Origin of the sequence: Variovorax paradoxus (assembly GCF_000834655.1) — a bacterium.
GTDB classification, from domain to species: Bacteria; Pseudomonadota; Gammaproteobacteria; order Burkholderiales; family Burkholderiaceae_C; genus Variovorax; species Variovorax paradoxus_F.
Genome location: NZ_JXQQ01000028.1, coordinates 110,295 through 124,931, shown reverse-complemented (window position 1 = coordinate 124,931; position 14,637 = coordinate 110,295). Strand labels below are relative to the sequence as shown.

At 64.5% G+C, this 14,637-nt stretch carries 13 protein-coding genes and 1 pseudogene; 8 read left to right on the top strand and 6 right to left on the bottom strand.

Going from position 1 to position 14,637, the window contains the following annotated elements; all coding sequences use genetic code 11:
- Positions 1–8: 8 nt before the first annotated feature.
- Positions 9–116 (top strand): annotated as a pseudogene (locus tag RT97_RS33815) (short-chain dehydrogenase); the annotation flags it as partial.
- 144 nt (positions 117–260) lie between these two features.
- Here RT97_RS33815 and RT97_RS13075 read toward each other — a convergent pair.
- Positions 261–677 (bottom strand): MarR family winged helix-turn-helix transcriptional regulator, encoded by a 417-nt coding sequence (locus RT97_RS13075; RefSeq protein ID WP_042579203.1) that lies wholly within the window; start codon positions 675–677, stop codon positions 261–263.
- 288 nt (positions 678–965) lie between these two features.
- Between RT97_RS13075 and RT97_RS13070 the strand changes: the two genes are divergently transcribed.
- The 5 genes from RT97_RS13070 (at position 966) to RT97_RS13050 (ending at position 8,069) form a co-directional block, all read left to right on the top strand.
- Positions 966–2,156 carry an ABC transporter substrate-binding protein gene (locus tag RT97_RS13070; protein ID WP_042579402.1) on the top strand — a complete coding sequence of 397 codons (1,191 nt, stop codon included), beginning with the start codon at positions 966–968 and terminating at the stop codon, positions 2,154–2,156.
- 364 nt (positions 2,157–2,520) lie between these two features.
- A complete protein-coding gene (nirB, locus tag RT97_RS13065; protein WP_042579202.1) occupies positions 2,521–5,049 on the top strand; it encodes a nitrite reductase large subunit NirB in 2,529 nt (842 codons plus the stop codon).
- Between the two features lie 21 nt (positions 5,050–5,070).
- Complete coding sequence (nirD, locus tag RT97_RS13060) at positions 5,071–5,412, top strand: nitrite reductase small subunit NirD (protein WP_042579201.1); 342 nt, start codon at positions 5,071–5,073, stop codon at positions 5,410–5,412.
- 52 nt (positions 5,413–5,464) lie between these two features.
- Entirely contained in the window at positions 5,465–6,277 is an 813-nt protein-coding gene (locus tag RT97_RS13055; protein ID WP_013540903.1) for a formate/nitrite transporter family protein, read from the top strand.
- Between the two features lie 34 nt (positions 6,278–6,311).
- Positions 6,312–8,069 (top strand): bifunctional protein-serine/threonine kinase/phosphatase, encoded by a 1,758-nt coding sequence (locus RT97_RS13050; RefSeq protein WP_080898283.1) that lies wholly within the window; start codon positions 6,312–6,314, stop codon positions 8,067–8,069.
- 55 nt (positions 8,070–8,124) lie between these two features.
- Here the strand turns inward: RT97_RS13050 and RT97_RS13045 are convergent, their stop codons facing one another.
- Complete coding sequence (locus RT97_RS13045; protein WP_042579200.1) at positions 8,125–8,424, bottom strand: hypothetical protein; 300 nt, start codon at positions 8,422–8,424, stop codon at positions 8,125–8,127.
- A 1,172-nt stretch (positions 8,425–9,596) separates the two neighbouring features.
- On the opposite strand from RT97_RS13045, the gene RT97_RS33130 reads away from it, so the two are divergent.
- Entirely contained in the window at positions 9,597–10,487 is an 891-nt protein-coding gene (locus RT97_RS33130) for a pentapeptide repeat-containing protein (protein ID WP_155403803.1), read from the top strand.
- Positions 10,484–11,398 (top strand): hypothetical protein, encoded by a 915-nt coding sequence (locus tag RT97_RS33125; RefSeq protein ID WP_155403802.1) that lies wholly within the window; start codon positions 10,484–10,486, stop codon positions 11,396–11,398. Before RT97_RS33130 ends, RT97_RS33125 begins: the two co-directional genes overlap by 4 nt.
- On the opposite strand, the gene RT97_RS13040 is transcribed toward RT97_RS33125, so the two are convergent.
- From RT97_RS13040 to RT97_RS13025, 4 genes are read right to left on the bottom strand one after another with little or no spacing between them, the layout of a single operon-like run.
- Positions 11,393–11,707 (bottom strand): gamma-butyrobetaine hydroxylase-like domain-containing protein, encoded by a 315-nt coding sequence (locus RT97_RS13040; RefSeq protein ID WP_052810645.1) that lies wholly within the window; start codon positions 11,705–11,707, stop codon positions 11,393–11,395. The two genes, RT97_RS33125 and RT97_RS13040, sit on opposite strands and share 6 nt — an antisense overlap.
- On the bottom strand, positions 11,697–12,695 hold the full coding sequence (locus RT97_RS13035; protein WP_042579199.1) for a HEAT repeat domain-containing protein: 999 nt from the start codon (positions 12,693–12,695) through the stop codon (positions 11,697–11,699). The genes RT97_RS13040 and RT97_RS13035 overlap by 11 nt, the downstream gene beginning before the upstream one ends.
- A 7-nt stretch (positions 12,696–12,702) precedes the next feature.
- The gene (locus RT97_RS13030; protein ID WP_042579198.1) at positions 12,703–13,551 is read right to left on the bottom strand and encodes an ABC transporter ATP-binding protein; all 849 of its coding nucleotides are present in this window, start codon (positions 13,549–13,551) and stop codon (positions 12,703–12,705) included.
- Positions 13,548–14,354 (bottom strand): ABC transporter permease, encoded by an 807-nt coding sequence (locus RT97_RS13025; protein WP_042579197.1) that lies wholly within the window; start codon positions 14,352–14,354, stop codon positions 13,548–13,550. Before RT97_RS13025 ends, RT97_RS13030 begins: the two co-directional genes overlap by 4 nt.
- Positions 14,355–14,637: the final 283 nt, after the last annotated feature.

The window sequence follows — 14,637 nt, the reverse complement described above, 5'->3', positions numbered from 1 at the left end:
CAACCCGCCCCGGGGACATCGTCCGTCGCGCGCTCGACGGGCTCGAAGCCGGCCAGGACGAAGTGCTTGGCGACGATCTCACTCAGCACGTCAAGCGGGGCATGGTGGCGTCGTGAAACAGGACCCGCAGCGCCCTTGAGGAACGTGCCGCTGCGCACGATCGCATCCGGCAGCGCTCGGTTCGCCCGGCGTGAGCTGGGCTTGCACAACCCGGGTCCGCCGGCGGTGTTTCTCGTTCGACTGGCGGGCTCGCCTCGCTGCTAGCCGACGTCCTTGTTCACGAGCGCCAGGACTTCCGCCAGCTTTGCCACCTGGTCCTTGTGCAGGGCCGCGAGCCGCTCCAGCTTCTTGCGCCCCGCGGCCAGCAGATGCACTTCGACCTGCCGCCGGTCGGTGCTGCTGGGCCTGCGCTTGACCAGGCCTGCCTCCTCGCAGCGCGACACCAGCGCGACCACGCCGTGGGGCTGGGCCTGCAGGCGCTCGGCGATCTCGCTGACCGTGGCCCATTCGCGGTCCGCGAATCCCTGGGTGTGCAGCATCAGCTGGTACTGAAGCACCGTGATGCCCTCGGCCCTCGCGGCGTCTTCGCTGAAGCGCAGGAAGCTGCGCAGCCTGAACCTGAAATCGGACAGGGCCTCCAAGTGCTGCTTTCCGATGCTTCCCCGTTGGCTGGCCATTGCGTTTCCAAGTGATGTGCGAACGGAGGGCAATGTAGCAGCGCGAGCCTGCGGGCCCCGGGCGCAATCGGCGATCGCCCGGAAGGCCGAGGCCCCTAATCAGGCCGCTAGGGCCGATCAATAGGTGCAACCCTTTGTTTTCACTTTTGGTAGCACTCCGGGTGGCGAGGGCGTGAGCAATTTGACAACGGGGCCAACTTTTACCGGCGCGTTGTCGCCCAAAGGACATTGCCTGGCCTGGCGGGGGCCGCAGCATCCGGCGCCTTCAACAAGAACGAGGAGACATTCATGACCCAGGAACCGGTGCGTCCGATCACCCGCCGCCGCGCGGCCACGTCCATTGCCGCCATGGCCTGCGCCGCGGCCGGCATTGGCGCACGGCCCGCTTTCGCCGCGACGGCCACTGCGGCCACCGCCGCGGCCCCCAAACCCGGCGGCGACATCGTCATCGGCCAGAGCGCCCACCTGAGCGGCCCGCTCGCGCCCACGCTGCGGGCCGTGCTGCGCGGCCAGGAGATGGCGCTGGCCGAGTTCAACCGCAAGGGCGGCGTCGAGGGCCGCAGCGTGAGCCTGGTCACGCTGGACGACGCCTACGACGCGCAGAAGACGGTGTCGAACGCGAAGGAACTGCTCGCGCGGCCCGACGTGGTCGCGCTCTTCGGCCTCACCAACACCGCCGGCGCGGGCGCCGTGCTGCCGCTGCTCGTCGAGAAGAAGGTGCCGCTCGTGGGCGTGTACAGCGGCTCGCCGGTGCTTCGCGCCAGGCACAACCCGTACTTCTTCACGACCATGGCGAGCTACCGCGACGAGGTGGTGCAGATGGTGCGCAACCTCGTCACGCTGCACCAGGCCGAGATCGGCCTCGTCTACCAGAACAGCCCGTTCGGGCAGTTGATGGCGCCGGTGGTCGAGGAAACCTGCAAGGAGCTGGGCGCCACGCTGGTGGCCAAGGTGCCGCTCGAAGTCAGCGGCAGCGATGCGACCGCCGCGGTCGCCACGCTGGCGGCGGCCAAGCCGCGGGCGCTGATCTTCATGTCCTTCGGGCCGTCGATGGTGCCGTTCGTCAAGGCGGCGCGGCAGAAGATCGCGGCGCCCATCTATTGCGTGAGCATCGCCAATTCCCGCACCCTGATCGAGGCGCTCGGCGACGAGGCCCGGGGCCTGGCCGTCGCGCAGATCGTGCCGTACCCCTTCCGCGCCACGAGCACGCTCACGCGCAACTACCACGCGGCCATGGCGGCCGCGGACCTGCCGGTCGACTACGACCACTTCTTCGGCTACCTGAACATCACCGTGCTGCTGGAGGGCCTCAAGCGTGCGGGCAAGGGCGTGACGCCGCAGAAGCTGGTCGCGGCAATGGAGGGCATGCGCATGGCCGATATCGGCGGCTACACGGTCGACTACAGCCCCCAGAACCACCACGGCTCGAACTTCGTCGAGCTGGTGATGGTGGCCCCGGGCGGGCGCTACCTGCGCTGATAGCCGCCACGCCCCCGCACCAAACGGGGCGATGCGTGCGCCACAACGGCGCACGCCGCCGCATGCCACGGCGACTGCAGCACCGGATTGGGTGCGATGCGGCATGAAAGCCGGCTGAAAGGCCTGGCACGGATGTTGCGCAGGGTCTAGCACTGTTCCGCGGCAACGCCGCCGCGGCACTCACAGTGCCTCCGCTAACGACGGCGGACCCGAGCGCACTGCAAGCTTTGTTCAACCAAGGCCGGCAGTACGTCCGTTCCAACCCGATTCGCATCCGTCCCTTGCGGGGGCTCGCCCTGACTGCCGTCTTTCCGACGCGGTCTGCGGCGGACTGACGCATGGTCGGCTGCACGCAGGATCCGACATGAAAATCGCAGTCATTGGCCACGGCATGGTGGGCCACAAGTTTCTAGAGCAGCTCCACGAACTCGGCGTCGCCGATGCAGAGGTCACGGTGTTCTGCGAAGAGCCCCGCGCGGCCTACGACCGGGTGCATCTTTCCGAATTCTTCGCGGGCAAGACCGCCGAAGACCTCTCGCTCGTGGAGCCCGGCTTCTTCGAGCGCAGCGGCTTCACGCTGCGCCTGGCGGCAAAGGCCGTGGCCATCGAGCGCCGCAACAACACGCTCACCACCGCCGATGGCGAGGTGGTGCCCTACGACAAGCTCGTGCTGGCCACCGGCTCCTCGCCGTTCGTGCCTGCCGTGCCCGGGCGCGACCGCGACAACTGCTTCGTCTATCGCACCATCGAAGACCTCGAAGCCATGAAGGAATGCGGCGCCCGCTCCACGAGCGGCGTGGTCGTCGGCGGTGGCTTGCTGGGCCTGGAATGCGCCAAGGCGCTGCGCGACATGGGCCTGGAGACGCACGTGGTCGAGTTCGCGCCGCGCCTCATGGCCGTGCAGGTCGACGAGGGCGGCGGCCGCGCGCTGCGCAGCAGCATCGAGGCGCTGGGCCTGCATGTGCACACCGGCCGCAATACGGTGGAAATTACCGACGGCGCCGCCGCGCGGCACCGCATGGTGTTCGCCGACGGCACGTACCTGGAGACCGACATGATCGTGTTCTCCGCCGGCATCCGCCCGCGCGACGAGCTGGCCCGCCAGTCGGTGATGGCCATCGGCCCGCGCGGCGGCGTGGCGATCGACAGGCACTGCCGCACGAGCGACCACGACGTGTATGCCATCGGCGAGTGCGCCTCGTGGAACGAGCAGACCTTCGGCCTCGTCGCGCCCGGCTACGACATGGCGCGCGTTGCCGCCAAACACATTGCCGGCCAGCAGGACGCCGCCTTCATCGGCGCGGACATGAGCACCAAGCTCAAGCTGATGGGTGTGGACGTCGCCAGCATCGGCGACGCCCACGGCAAGACGCCGCACGCGCGCGCCTACCAGTACATCAACGAGCACAAGCAGATCTACAAGAAGATCGTGGTGAGCGAAGACGGCAAGCAGCTGCTGGGCGCGGTGCTGGTCGGCGATGCGGCCGAATACGGCACGCTGCTGCAGATGGCGCTCAACGGCATCGCGCTGCCGGCGGACCCGGAGTTCTTGATCCTGCCCGCGAGCGACGGCAAGGCCCGCCCCGGCATCGGCGTCGATGCGCTGCCCGACACGGCCCAGATCTGCTCCTGCAACAACGTGACCAAGGGCCAGATCTGCGCGGCCGTGGGCGAGGGCGCCTGCACCGTCGCCGAGATGAAGGCCTGCACCAAGGCCGGCGCCACCTGCGGCGGCTGCGTCGCGCTGGTGGGGCAGGTGATGAAGGTCGAGATGGCCAAGCGCGGCATGGCCGTGAACAACCACCTGTGCGAGCACTTCGCGTACTCGCGCCAGGAGCTCTACCACCTCATCCGCGTGGGCGAGATCCGCAGCTTCGAAGACCTGCTCGCCAAGCACGGCAAGGGCCTGGGCTGCGACATCTGCAAGCCCACGGCGGCGAGCATCTTCGCCTCGTGCTGGAACGAGTTCGTGCTGAAGAAGAACCTCGCGAGCCTGCAGGACAGCAACGACTACTTCCTCGGCAACATCCAGAAAGACGGCACCTATTCGGTCGTGCCGCGCATGCCGGGCGGCGAGGTCACGCCCGACGGACTTATCGCCGTGGGGCAGGTCGCCAAGAAATACGGCCTTTACACCAAGGTCACCGGCGGTGCGCGGGTGGACATGTTCGGCGCGCGCGTGGAGCAACTGCCCTCGATCTGGGAAGAACTCATCGCCGCGGGCTTCGAATCGGGCCATGCCTACGGCAAGTCGCTGCGCACGGTGAAGAGCTGCGTGGGCTCGACCTGGTGCCGCTACGGCGTGGACGACAGCGTGGGCCTGGCCGTGGAGCTGGAGAACCGCTACAAGGGCCTGCGCGCGCCGCACAAGATCAAGTTCGGCGTCTCGGGCTGCACCCGCGAATGCGCCGAGGCGCAGGGCAAGGACGTCGGCATCATCGCCACCGAGAAGGGCTGGAACCTCTACGTTTGCGGCAACGGCGGCATGAAGCCGCGCCACGCGGAACTCTTCGCCTCCGACCTCACCAAGGCGCAGCTGATCCAGCTGATCGACCGCTTCCTGATGTTCTACGTGCGCACGGCCGACCGCCTGCAGCGCACCAGCACCTGGCGCGAGAACCTCGAGGGCGGGCTCGACTACCTGAAGGGCGTGCTGCTGCAGGACACCCTCGGCATCGCCAGCGAACTCGAAGCGCAGATGCAGGGCGTGGTCGACACCTACCAGTGCGAATGGAAGACCGCGGTGAACGACCCCGCCACGCGCCAGCGCTTCCGCTCCTTCGTCAACAGCGAGAAGCCCGACGAGCACATCGTGTTCGTGAAGGAACGCGGCCAGATCCGCCCGGCCCGCGCCGAAGAGCGCAGCACCGAAGCCGATGCAGAAACCGTCTGACGACAACCGAGGATCTCCACGATGACCACCGACGCCCTCCAATGGACCGCCGTGTGCGCGGCCACCGACATCCTCCCCGACACCGGCGTCTGCGCGCTGGTGGAGGGCGTGCATGTCGCGATCTTCAGCGTGGGCCGCGAACAGGCCCTGTACGCCATCGACAACGTGGACCCCAAGGCCAATGCCAGCGTGCTCTCGCGCGGCCTCGTGGGCAGCCTGGGCGACCGCATCGTCGTCGCCTCGCCGCTCTACAAGAACCACTTCGACCTGCGCAGCGGCGAGTGCCTGGAGGCGCCCGAGTACTCGGTGCGCGCCCATGCGGTGCGCGTAGACGACGGCCGCGTACTCGTCGCGCTGGGCTGAGCCGCGCACCTTCCACGCTTCAATCTTTTCTCTGCTTTCTCAAGGAATCCCGATGGCCTATCTAGCCCCCGCCGAGTTCGTGACCAAGATGGTCGATGCCGGCGAATCCAAGCTGCTGATGTCCACGCGCGACACGCTCATCCGCTCCTACATGGCCGGCGCCATCCTGGCGCTCGCCGCGGCCTTTGCCGTGTCCATCACCGTGAACACCGGCAATGCGCTGGTGGGCGCGATGCTGTTCCCGGTCGGCTTCATCATGCTGTACCTGCTGGGCTTCGACCTGCTGACCGGCGTGTTCACGCTCGCGCCGCTCGCCGTACTCGACAAGCGCCCCGGCGCCACCTGGGGCGGCGTCATGCGCAACTGGAGCCTGGTGTTCGTCGGCAACTTCGCGGGCGCGCTCACGGTGGCGGTGTTCATGGCGATCATCTTCACCTTCGGCTTCAGCGAGGCGCCCAACGCCATCGGCGAGAAGCTCGGCCACATCGGCGAAGGCCGCACCGTGGGCTATGCCGCGCACGGCGCCGCCGGCATGCTGACGCTGTTCATCCGCGGCGTGATGTGCAACTGGATGGTCTCCACCGGCGTGGTCGCGGCCATGATGTCCACCACCGTGTCGGGCAAGGCCATCGGCATGTGGATGCCCGTGATGGTGTTCTTCTACATGGGCTTCGAACACTCGATCGTCAACATGTTCCTGTTCCCCACCGGCCTCTTGCTGGGCGGCAAGTTCACGCTGATGGACTACCTGATCTGGAACGAGATTCCCACCGTCATCGGCAACCTCGTCGGCGGCCTGACCTTCGTGGGGCTGACGCTGTATTCGACGCACTACAAGACGGCGCCCAAGCGCAAGGCCAGCTGAGCGCCGGCCACTCGGACGCACACGCATCGCTTCGATGCCGATGCCCACGCAGAAGGCGCTGCGCGTTGCGCTCGGCCAGCACTCGCTGGCCAAGCCCGGTGCAGTGAACCAGGTCAACCAGGATTTTCACGGCGCGATGCTGCCCGAGGGAACGCTGCGCATGTCCAAGGGCATCGCGGTCGCGCTGGCCGACGGCATCGGCTCCAGCCGCGTGAGCCAGGTGGCGAGCGCGGCGGCGGTGCGGGGCTTTCTGGACGACTACTACGCCACCTCCGATGCGTGGTCGGTGCGCCGCGCGGCCCAGCGGGTGCTGAGCGCCACCAACTCGTGGCTGCACGCGCAGACCATGCGCAGCGATGCGCGCTTCGACAAGGACAGCGGCTACGTCTGCACCTTCAGCGCGCTCATCTTCAAGGGCCGCGACGTGCACATGCTGCACGTGGGGGATGCGCGCATCCACCGCCTGCATCCGAACGGGCTGGAGCAGCTCACTGAAGACCACCGCGTGCACCTGTCGTCGGTGGAGTCGTACCTCGGGCGCGCGCTGGGCGCGGGGCCGAACGTGGAGATCGACTACCGCTGCTGGGAGGCGGAGGTGGGCGAGATCTACCTGCTGGCCACCGACGGCGCCTATGCGTACCTCGATGCCGCCGCTGTGCACGATGCCATCGCGCGCTGCGGCGATGACTTCGACGAGGCAGCGCGCCTGCTCGTGGAGGCCGCGCGGTCCCGCGGCAGCGACGACGACTGCACGGTGCAGCTCGTGCGCATCGACGAACTGCCGCCAGCCGATGCCGCACAGCTTCCGATGCAACGCGAGGGCCTCGCCATCGCGCCGCCGCTCGCGCCCCGCGCGCGCTTCGAAGGCTTCACGCTCGTGCGCGAACTGCATGTGAGTTCGCGCAGCCACGTGCACCTGGCCGTGGACGATGCGAGCGGGCAGCAGGTCGTGCTGAAGCTGCCGTCGGTTGATTTACGCGACGACCCGGAGTACCTCGACCGCTTCGTGCTCGAGGAGTGGGTGGCGCGGCGCATCGACAACGTGCATGTGCTGAAGGCCAGCGCCATCGAACGCACGCGCGGCCACCTGTACGTCGTCATGGAATATGTCGATGGCCAGACGCTCGCGCAGTGGATGGTCGACAACCCCAAGCCGTCGCTCGACAGCGTGCGCCGCATCGCCGAGCAGCTCGCGAGCGGGCTGCAGGCGCTGCACGGCAAGGAGATGCTGCACCAGGACGTGCGCCCCGAGAACGTGATGATCGACCGCACCGGCACCGTGCGGATCATCGACCTCGCGACGACGCATGTGGCGGGGCTCGCCGATGGGGCGGGCGAGGGCAGGCCGCTCGCGATCACCGGCACGCTGCAGTACACGGCGCCCGAATACTTCACCGGCCATGGCGGCAGCGCGCGGTCCGACCTGTTCTCGATGGCGGTGATCGTCTACCAGATGCTCACGGGCCAGTTGCCGTATGGGCTGCAGGTCTCGCGGGTGCGGTCGCCTGCCGACGTGAACCGGCTGCGCTATGTGCCGGTGCGCCACCTGCGGCCCGACCTGCCCGAGTGGGTCGATGCGGTGCTGCAGAAGGCGCTGAATCCGAATCCGATGAAGCGGCAGGAGGCCGTGTCCGAACTCGCGCACGATCTGCGGGCTCCGGGGCAGGCGTTTCTTCGCCCACGCATGCCACCGCTGATGGAGCGGCACCCCGTGCGTTTCTGGCAGACGACCACAGCGTTGCTGGCCATCGTGTCGGCGGTGCTGCTCGGGGTGTTGGTCCTGGGGCGTTGAGGCTGCCGGGTTCAGCGAACGGATCGCAGCGGCGCGAAGCCGACGATCGAAGACCTCAGCACGGCGCCGCGCTGACTTTGTCTACCGCCAGACGCAGCGACTGCATCGTGGCCTCGGTCGTTTCGATGCGGCGCTGCAACTCCTCGTTCACCAGCCGCATCAGCGCGCTCAGTTCTGTGCGGATGGGGTGGACATCTTCCGAGTCGCCCGCATGCTGCGGAACGACGAGTTGTTCGATACACGCGTAGGCGAGTCGAACGTCGTGCAGGCTGTCGATGTTGTCGCACGCCTGAAGCGCGAGCGATGCGGCGCTATGGGTGTCGAAGGGTTCGGGGAACGGGGGAGTGTGAGCCATCAATGGCCTCCAAGGGTTTCGATTTACTGAAACCGACGCACCCGAGTCCAATCGAGGGCGGCGGCTCGACAGGTTGGACTACCGGGAAACCACTTGCGTGAAACCGGCCGGGCTTGCGCCCGCCCATCGAGCCGCCTAAAAAGGTTGCACGAATGAGAAAGCCGCAGTCCTTGCGGTAGCTGCGGCTTTCGTCGCAGTGATTTCAGCGGGAGTCCAATCCCGATCACGCCTGTTTTTGAAGTGACGGGGCGCAGTATAGCTACGCGAATGTGTTTGCCTTTGCAGCCCGCGTGCTCTCCGCCACGAACGGCGATTGAGATCAGGATGAACCCGCAATCCGTTCACCGAGCTTGTCGAAGCGCCGCGCGAGGATTCGGCAATGTCAGTGATGGGCGGGCTGTGCCACTCTAATGATCGAGATGAGCTGCTTCCGCGAGACTGGCAGTACACATCAGAGGCAGCTTGGCGCTCTAAAGCTGACCTTGGAAGATGGGGCGCGAGCGTTTGCTTTGCAGCGATAGCGCACTATCGTTGGTCGAGGCTAGACTTCCTATTTCGGCCGAGAGAAGACATTCCAGCGCCAGGGCCGTAACTACACTGGCACCCGACATGGCGAATACCTATCCAACGCAGGTGAGTTTCTTCCGAGCTGTCCGACTCTGTGTATTGCTCATCTTCTCTCCGAGTCGCTTTCAGGCGGCCGAGGCAGCAGACAACCGCGAGCTAAATTCCGCTGCTCCGCTCAACGAACCTCCTTCGCGCGCTACTACGGTTCGACGCGCACTTTTCCGTTCGGGATGCCTCGTTCTTTGTGCCGGTGCAGTCGGGTTCATTGCCGGACTCAGCTTGGGCAGCCTCCTGCAATGCGCAAGTTCGAAGCACATCGCGTGGTTGCAAATCGCTGGGACCTGTCTTTTGCTATGGGGAACACTATTCGTCCGCGGATGGGACATCCAAAGCTTTGGAGGTGTGACTCTTTCTGAGCGCGTTAACCAATGGTTCTACAGGTTCTTATATTTCACAGGAACTGCCACACTGGTTTCGTCCTTGTCCTGGATGCAGTGTGAGTGAGGCAGTGGCACGAATTCCCGTTGGGGCCAAAAGCTGATGTCTATATTCAACGCTCAAGCATAGTCTTCCTCGCCAGACCCAAACCCTAAATCAGAGCAACGATGGCTGACTCATTCTTCGACCTTGGAAAAAGATTGCCCAAAATTGACGGGCCCACGCTGGAGAGGCATCTCGTCAAAAATTCTGAGGTATTCGAGAAGGCGTACCTTCCTAGCTCCATACTGCAAGCATCCACTCCAAGAGATACACTTCAGTTTAAGGATAAGACTTTCAAGCGAATGCGCTTTTACGAGACCCACTTCATTCGAGTGGTCTTCACAAATTGCACATTTGATGAATGCCTTTTTCTTGGCGCTCATTTTGAAGACTGCGCTTTTTATCAATGCAATTTTATTCGCTGCAATACCAACAAATTTAAACTCTCAAGAACATATCTAGATCCCAGGTCTTTTCTTAAAGATATTTTTGACCGCAGACTATATCCCAATGTAGGCGTAGATCTTTTCCACACACTCCTTAAGAATTCGGTTGATGAAAGTCAACCCGAGTTTCGCGACATAGCGGAGTATCACTTTCGACTATGGCAACGCTACAACCGGTACGGATATTGGTCAGCAATGAAGGGCATAAAAAGGTGGGGGGACTTGCGGTTTTTCGCGTTCTGGTTCTGGAATGCTACTTATCAGATACTCTTTGGCTATGGCGTAAGGACTCGGAATATTCTTCTCTGGACTCCTGTGCTCTGCTCTGTAGTATGGGCGTACAACTACACTCATTGGGCTGAATATGGCATCGAATCTTCTAAGCTAAATACGGTCCCGTTGATAATTAAAACCGCATTTTTCACTATGGGCAATCTATCAACATTTGGCACTGCCGAAGTTACGCCGTCTACTTCGCTTGGTTTGATAGCTGTCTCTTGGCAGGTGATCTTAGGGATTACATGGATTGCACTCTCGACAGCAATGATAGTGAAAAGGTTTGTGCGATGAATCAGTCGATACACGTTGAGAGCTTGGCTATTTTCGGCTCTACATCTAGAGGTGATGCCGATCAGATTAGCGACAGAGATGTTTTGTTGGCCGGAATGGGACAAATCTCCCTCGTCGAACGTGAACTGATTGGTCGCGGGTATTCTCCAAGCGTATATAGTTGGCAGCAGCTGGAAGATTTGTCGCGAGACGGTTCCCTTTTCCTCCAGCATCTGAGGCAAGAATCCAAAATTCTTTTGGATCGTAACGGAAGATTGTGGGATTTGCTTGAAAAGTTTCGCCCCTTGAACAATTACAGTCATCGAATTGTCAAGAATGTCGAACTCTTTGAAATGACGAACGGTACTCCCCAATGTGATGCTCTCATTGGATGGGCATTTGATGTGCTTGCTGTAGGTTTTCGCAATCACGCAATTCTGCAGCTTGCAAATGCTGGTCGATACGTATTTTCGTACCCCGCCTTGGTTGCAATAATATCCAAAGCGCACAATTTGTCAGCCAATGAATCTCAGTTATTAATTGATCTTCGCCAGCGCAAGCGAGAATATCGTGAGCGTTGCTCAGCTAATAACGGAACACATGAAGTATTAAAGAGAACGCAGGCCGTAATCGAGCGAATTACTGGTGCCGACTGTAGTTCTCGCCGATTTTCCATCGAGGATTTTGTCGCGCATCAGGTTGGATTTGTCTCGACCAATCCCCACTGGTACTACCCGCTTCGTCGTCTTGAGGGAGCTTTTCGGGCAATGGGGTTTACGCCAGAACTAGCCTCATCGAAGGTGCTGGCAGAGATGGAATCAGTTTTTTCCAAGCCGTCCCCTTATGGCGACGCGGGCATGAGCTCGATTGAGTGGGTCCGCACCAATGTTGAAGCAATTTCGCTCGCTTGGTTCAAGGAAGCTAGGCTATGAGGTAGTCAGCGTGTCACGTCCAATCGCATCCTCCAGCATTTCCCTCAAAAACCCCCAAGGAAAAATCCCCCGGTCGTGCCCATCGCTGAACACGAACTGCACGCCATAAGCCCCGACCGGCTGTATGTCCGCGAGTTGCACGTCGTCACCCGCATGGCCATCGCCCCCAGCCGCACGTAGCACCTTGCAATCCGCACAAGGGCAACTGGCCCGCAGCATCCGGTACGTCGCCAGACACCTTTCCCCATCGCCCCAGCAAAACTCCAGCGCACCCCGCGCGCGGTGATCGACGATGGACTCAGGCGCCATGGGCCGCCTTGCCGATCTGCGCGATGGCCAGCCGGGCCGATTTGCGCACTTCGGGGTCCGGGTCGTCCGCGGCAAGTTCGAGTGCGGGCAGCGCCGCGGCATCGCCGATGTCGCCCAACGCCAGCGCCGCTTCCTTGCGCAGATTGCTGATGCTGTGGCCTAGCGCCGCGAGCAGCGGCGTGACGCTCTCGGCGCTGCGCAGCCGCCCCAGGCTGCGGGCCGCACGCAGGCGCACCTGCCAGTAGTCGTCGTCCAGCGCCACCAGCAGCGCGGCTGTCGCGGCGGGCTGCTGCAGCTTGCCGAGCGCGGTGGCGGCTTCTTCGCGCACCTGCCAGCTTGCATCGCGCAACGCGGTTTCCAGCGCGATGCGCGCATCGGCATCGCCTGCTGCGAAGGCGAGGGCGCCCACGGCCGCGCGGCGAACTTCGTCCACCGGGTCGGAAGCGGCAAGGCCGGCCAGCGCAGGCAGCGCGGGCGCGTGTTTCAGGTAACCGAGCACGCCGATGGCTTCGCGGCGCAGGGCGATGGCGTCGGCGGTGTCCTGCGCGGCGTGCGGCTCCTGCAGCACCGCCAATGCAGGTTCGGCGCTGGCGGGCACGCGCAGCTCTCGCAATGCGCGCAGTACGGCGGCGCGCACTCGCGCGGGGCCGGTGCCCGCATGCGGCAGCAGCCAGGCGGCCGAGGCGGGCTCCTTCAGCTCGGCCAGGCTGTGGGCGGCGGCTTCGCGCACCTGTGCGTCGGCATCGTCGAGCGCATCCGCCAGCCCTTCGACGGCGGTCTGGTTCTCCATGGTTTCGAGCGCCAGCGCGGCGGCGGCGCGCACGGCCGGCGTGTCGTCGCGCAGGGCCGCGACCAGCAGCGGCGTGTGCGCCTCGTCGGAGAGGTCGCCCAGGTCCATCACGGCGATGCGACGCACTTCGGCGTCGGGCGAGGCCAGGCGTTCGGCAATGGCCTGCAGTTCGGGGTCGTCGAGGGTCGAGGGGTTCATTCTTTTTCTAGATGGCAAAGCGCAGTTGCGAAGCCGTGGGCGCGCCCAGCGGCGTGAGGCGCTCGAGCGGCGCGCTGCTGGCCGCATGCGGATGCAGCAGTTGCAGGCAGTGCCGCTTGAGCGCGGTGAATTCCGGCGAGGTGACCAGCGACGGATCGCGCGGCCGGGCGAAGTCGAGCGCGAACTCGGCGACGATGCGGCCCGGCCGCGGCCCCATCACGAGCACGCGGTCGCCGAGGAACAGCGCCTCGTCGATGTCGTGCGTGATGAAGACGATGGTGGTGCGCACGCGCGCCCAGGCGTCGAGCAACTGGCGCTGCATCATCAGCCGCGTCTGCGCATCGAGCGCGCCGAAGGGCTCGTCCATCAGCATCACGCGCGGATGGTTGATGAGCACCCGCGCGATCTCGGCGCGCTGCTGCATGCCGCCGGAGAGTTGCGAGGGGTAGAAGTTGGCGAAGTCGTCCAGGCCCACGAGCCGCAGCATCTCGTGCGCGCGCGCATGGCGCTCGCGGCGGCCGACGCCCTGCATCTTCAGGCCGAAGGCGACGTTGTCGAGCACCTTCTTCCAGGGGAATAGCGTGTGGTGCTGGAAGACGAGGCCGCGGTCCGGGTGCGGTCCGCGCACGGGCTCGCCGTCCACGCGGATCGCGCCGCCCGCAGGTGTCAGGTGGCCGGCGAGCGCGCCGAGCAACGTCGACTTGCCGCACCCCGAAGGGCCGAGCAGGCAGACGAACTCGCCGGGCTCGACATGGAGAGTGATGTCCTGCACCGCATCGAAGGCCTGCGCGCCCTGGCCGAGCCGCACGCGCAGGTCGTCGATGGCGATGCGGCCGGTCTGCACGTCGGCCTTCATGCGCGTTTCTCCTGCACCGCGCGCCAAGGCATCAGCGACTGGCCGATCCACCGGACCAGCGCGCTGCTGCCCATGCCGAGCACGCCGATGAAGAGCATGCCGACGACGATGTCCGCGTAGTTCTGGATCGTGTACGACATCCACGTGTAGTAGCCGATGCCGAACTGGCCCGAGATCATCTCGGCCGTGACGAGGCAGAACCATGCGGTGCCCATGCCGATGGCAAGGCCGGTGACCACGCTCGGCAGCGCGCCCGGCAGGATCACTTCGCGGAACACCGCGAGGCGGCCCGCACCCAGGCTGCGCGCCGAGGCGACGAGGCGCGCATCCACCGCTTCCACGCCGTGCACGGTGTTGAGCAGCACGGGGAACAGCGCGCCGACGAAGGTGATGAAGACCATCGACGCCTCCGACGACGGAAACATCAGGATGGCCAGCGGAATCCACGCGACGGCGGGGATGGGGCGCAGCACTTCGAGCGGCGGCAGCAGCGTGTCTTCGGCCCAGCGGGCGCGGCCGATTGCGAGACCCAGCGCCACGCCAACGATGGCCGCAAGCCCGAAGCCGATGAACACGCGGCGCAGGCTCGCCGACAGGTGCTGCAGCACCAGCGGCGACTGCACCAGCGACCACGCTGATTCGGCGACCTCGCGCGGCGGCGGAACATTCTGGAAGGTGATGAAGCCCAGGTTCATGCGCTCGCGCGTGGCGAGGTGCCACGCGAGCACGCACAGGAGCAGCGCGGCGACGCGCCAGGTGGCGCGCGGCAGGGCGCGCAGGTTGCTATGGAGGGAGCTGGTCATTGGTGACCTTTTGAGCGTGGTTATGTTTCGCGACCAGCCAACACAAACCGTTCGGGCTGAGCCTGTCGAAGCCTTGCGCAGCGCTTCGACAAGCTCAGCGTGAACGGATTGTTTGTTCGCGGACGCAACTTGCAGGGCGGGTGGACGTCACGGCATGCTTTGCGACCAGGCAACACAAACCGCTCGGGCTGAGCCTGTCGAAGCCTTGCGCAGCGCTTCGACAGGCTCAGCGTGAACGGATTGCTTTTTCTCGGAAGCATTTTTTGTGGAGGTGAACGTCGCG

Bases quoted from the DNA above. Each gene is read 5' to 3' on its own strand.
- RT97_RS13075 (WP_042579203.1), bottom strand. From the start codon at position 677: ATGGCCAGCCAACGGGGAAGCATCGGAAAGCAGCACTTGGAGGCCCTG.
- RT97_RS13070 (WP_042579402.1), top strand. From the start codon at position 966: ATGACCCAGGAACCGGTGCGTCCGATCACCCGCCGCCGCGCGGCCACG.
- nirB (WP_042579202.1), top strand. From the start codon at position 2,521: ATGAAAATCGCAGTCATTGGCCACGGCATGGTGGGCCACAAGTTTCTA.
- nirD (WP_042579201.1), top strand. From the start codon at position 5,071: ATGACCACCGACGCCCTCCAATGGACCGCCGTGTGCGCGGCCACCGAC.
- RT97_RS13055 (WP_013540903.1), top strand. From the start codon at position 5,465: ATGGCCTATCTAGCCCCCGCCGAGTTCGTGACCAAGATGGTCGATGCC.
- RT97_RS13050 (WP_080898283.1), top strand. From the start codon at position 6,312: ATGCCGATGCCCACGCAGAAGGCGCTGCGCGTTGCGCTCGGCCAGCAC.
- RT97_RS13045 (WP_042579200.1), bottom strand. From the start codon at position 8,424: ATGGCTCACACTCCCCCGTTCCCCGAACCCTTCGACACCCATAGCGCC.
- RT97_RS33130 (WP_155403803.1), top strand. From the start codon at position 9,597: ATGGCTGACTCATTCTTCGACCTTGGAAAAAGATTGCCCAAAATTGAC.
- RT97_RS33125 (WP_155403802.1), top strand. From the start codon at position 10,484: ATGAATCAGTCGATACACGTTGAGAGCTTGGCTATTTTCGGCTCTACA.
- RT97_RS13040 (WP_052810645.1), bottom strand. From the start codon at position 11,707: ATGGCGCCTGAGTCCATCGTCGATCACCGCGCGCGGGGTGCGCTGGAG.
- RT97_RS13035 (WP_042579199.1), bottom strand. From the start codon at position 12,695: ATGAACCCCTCGACCCTCGACGACCCCGAACTGCAGGCCATTGCCGAA.
- RT97_RS13030 (WP_042579198.1), bottom strand. From the start codon at position 13,551: ATGAAGGCCGACGTGCAGACCGGCCGCATCGCCATCGACGACCTGCGC.
- RT97_RS13025 (WP_042579197.1), bottom strand. From the start codon at position 14,354: ATGACCAGCTCCCTCCATAGCAACCTGCGCGCCCTGCCGCGCGCCACC.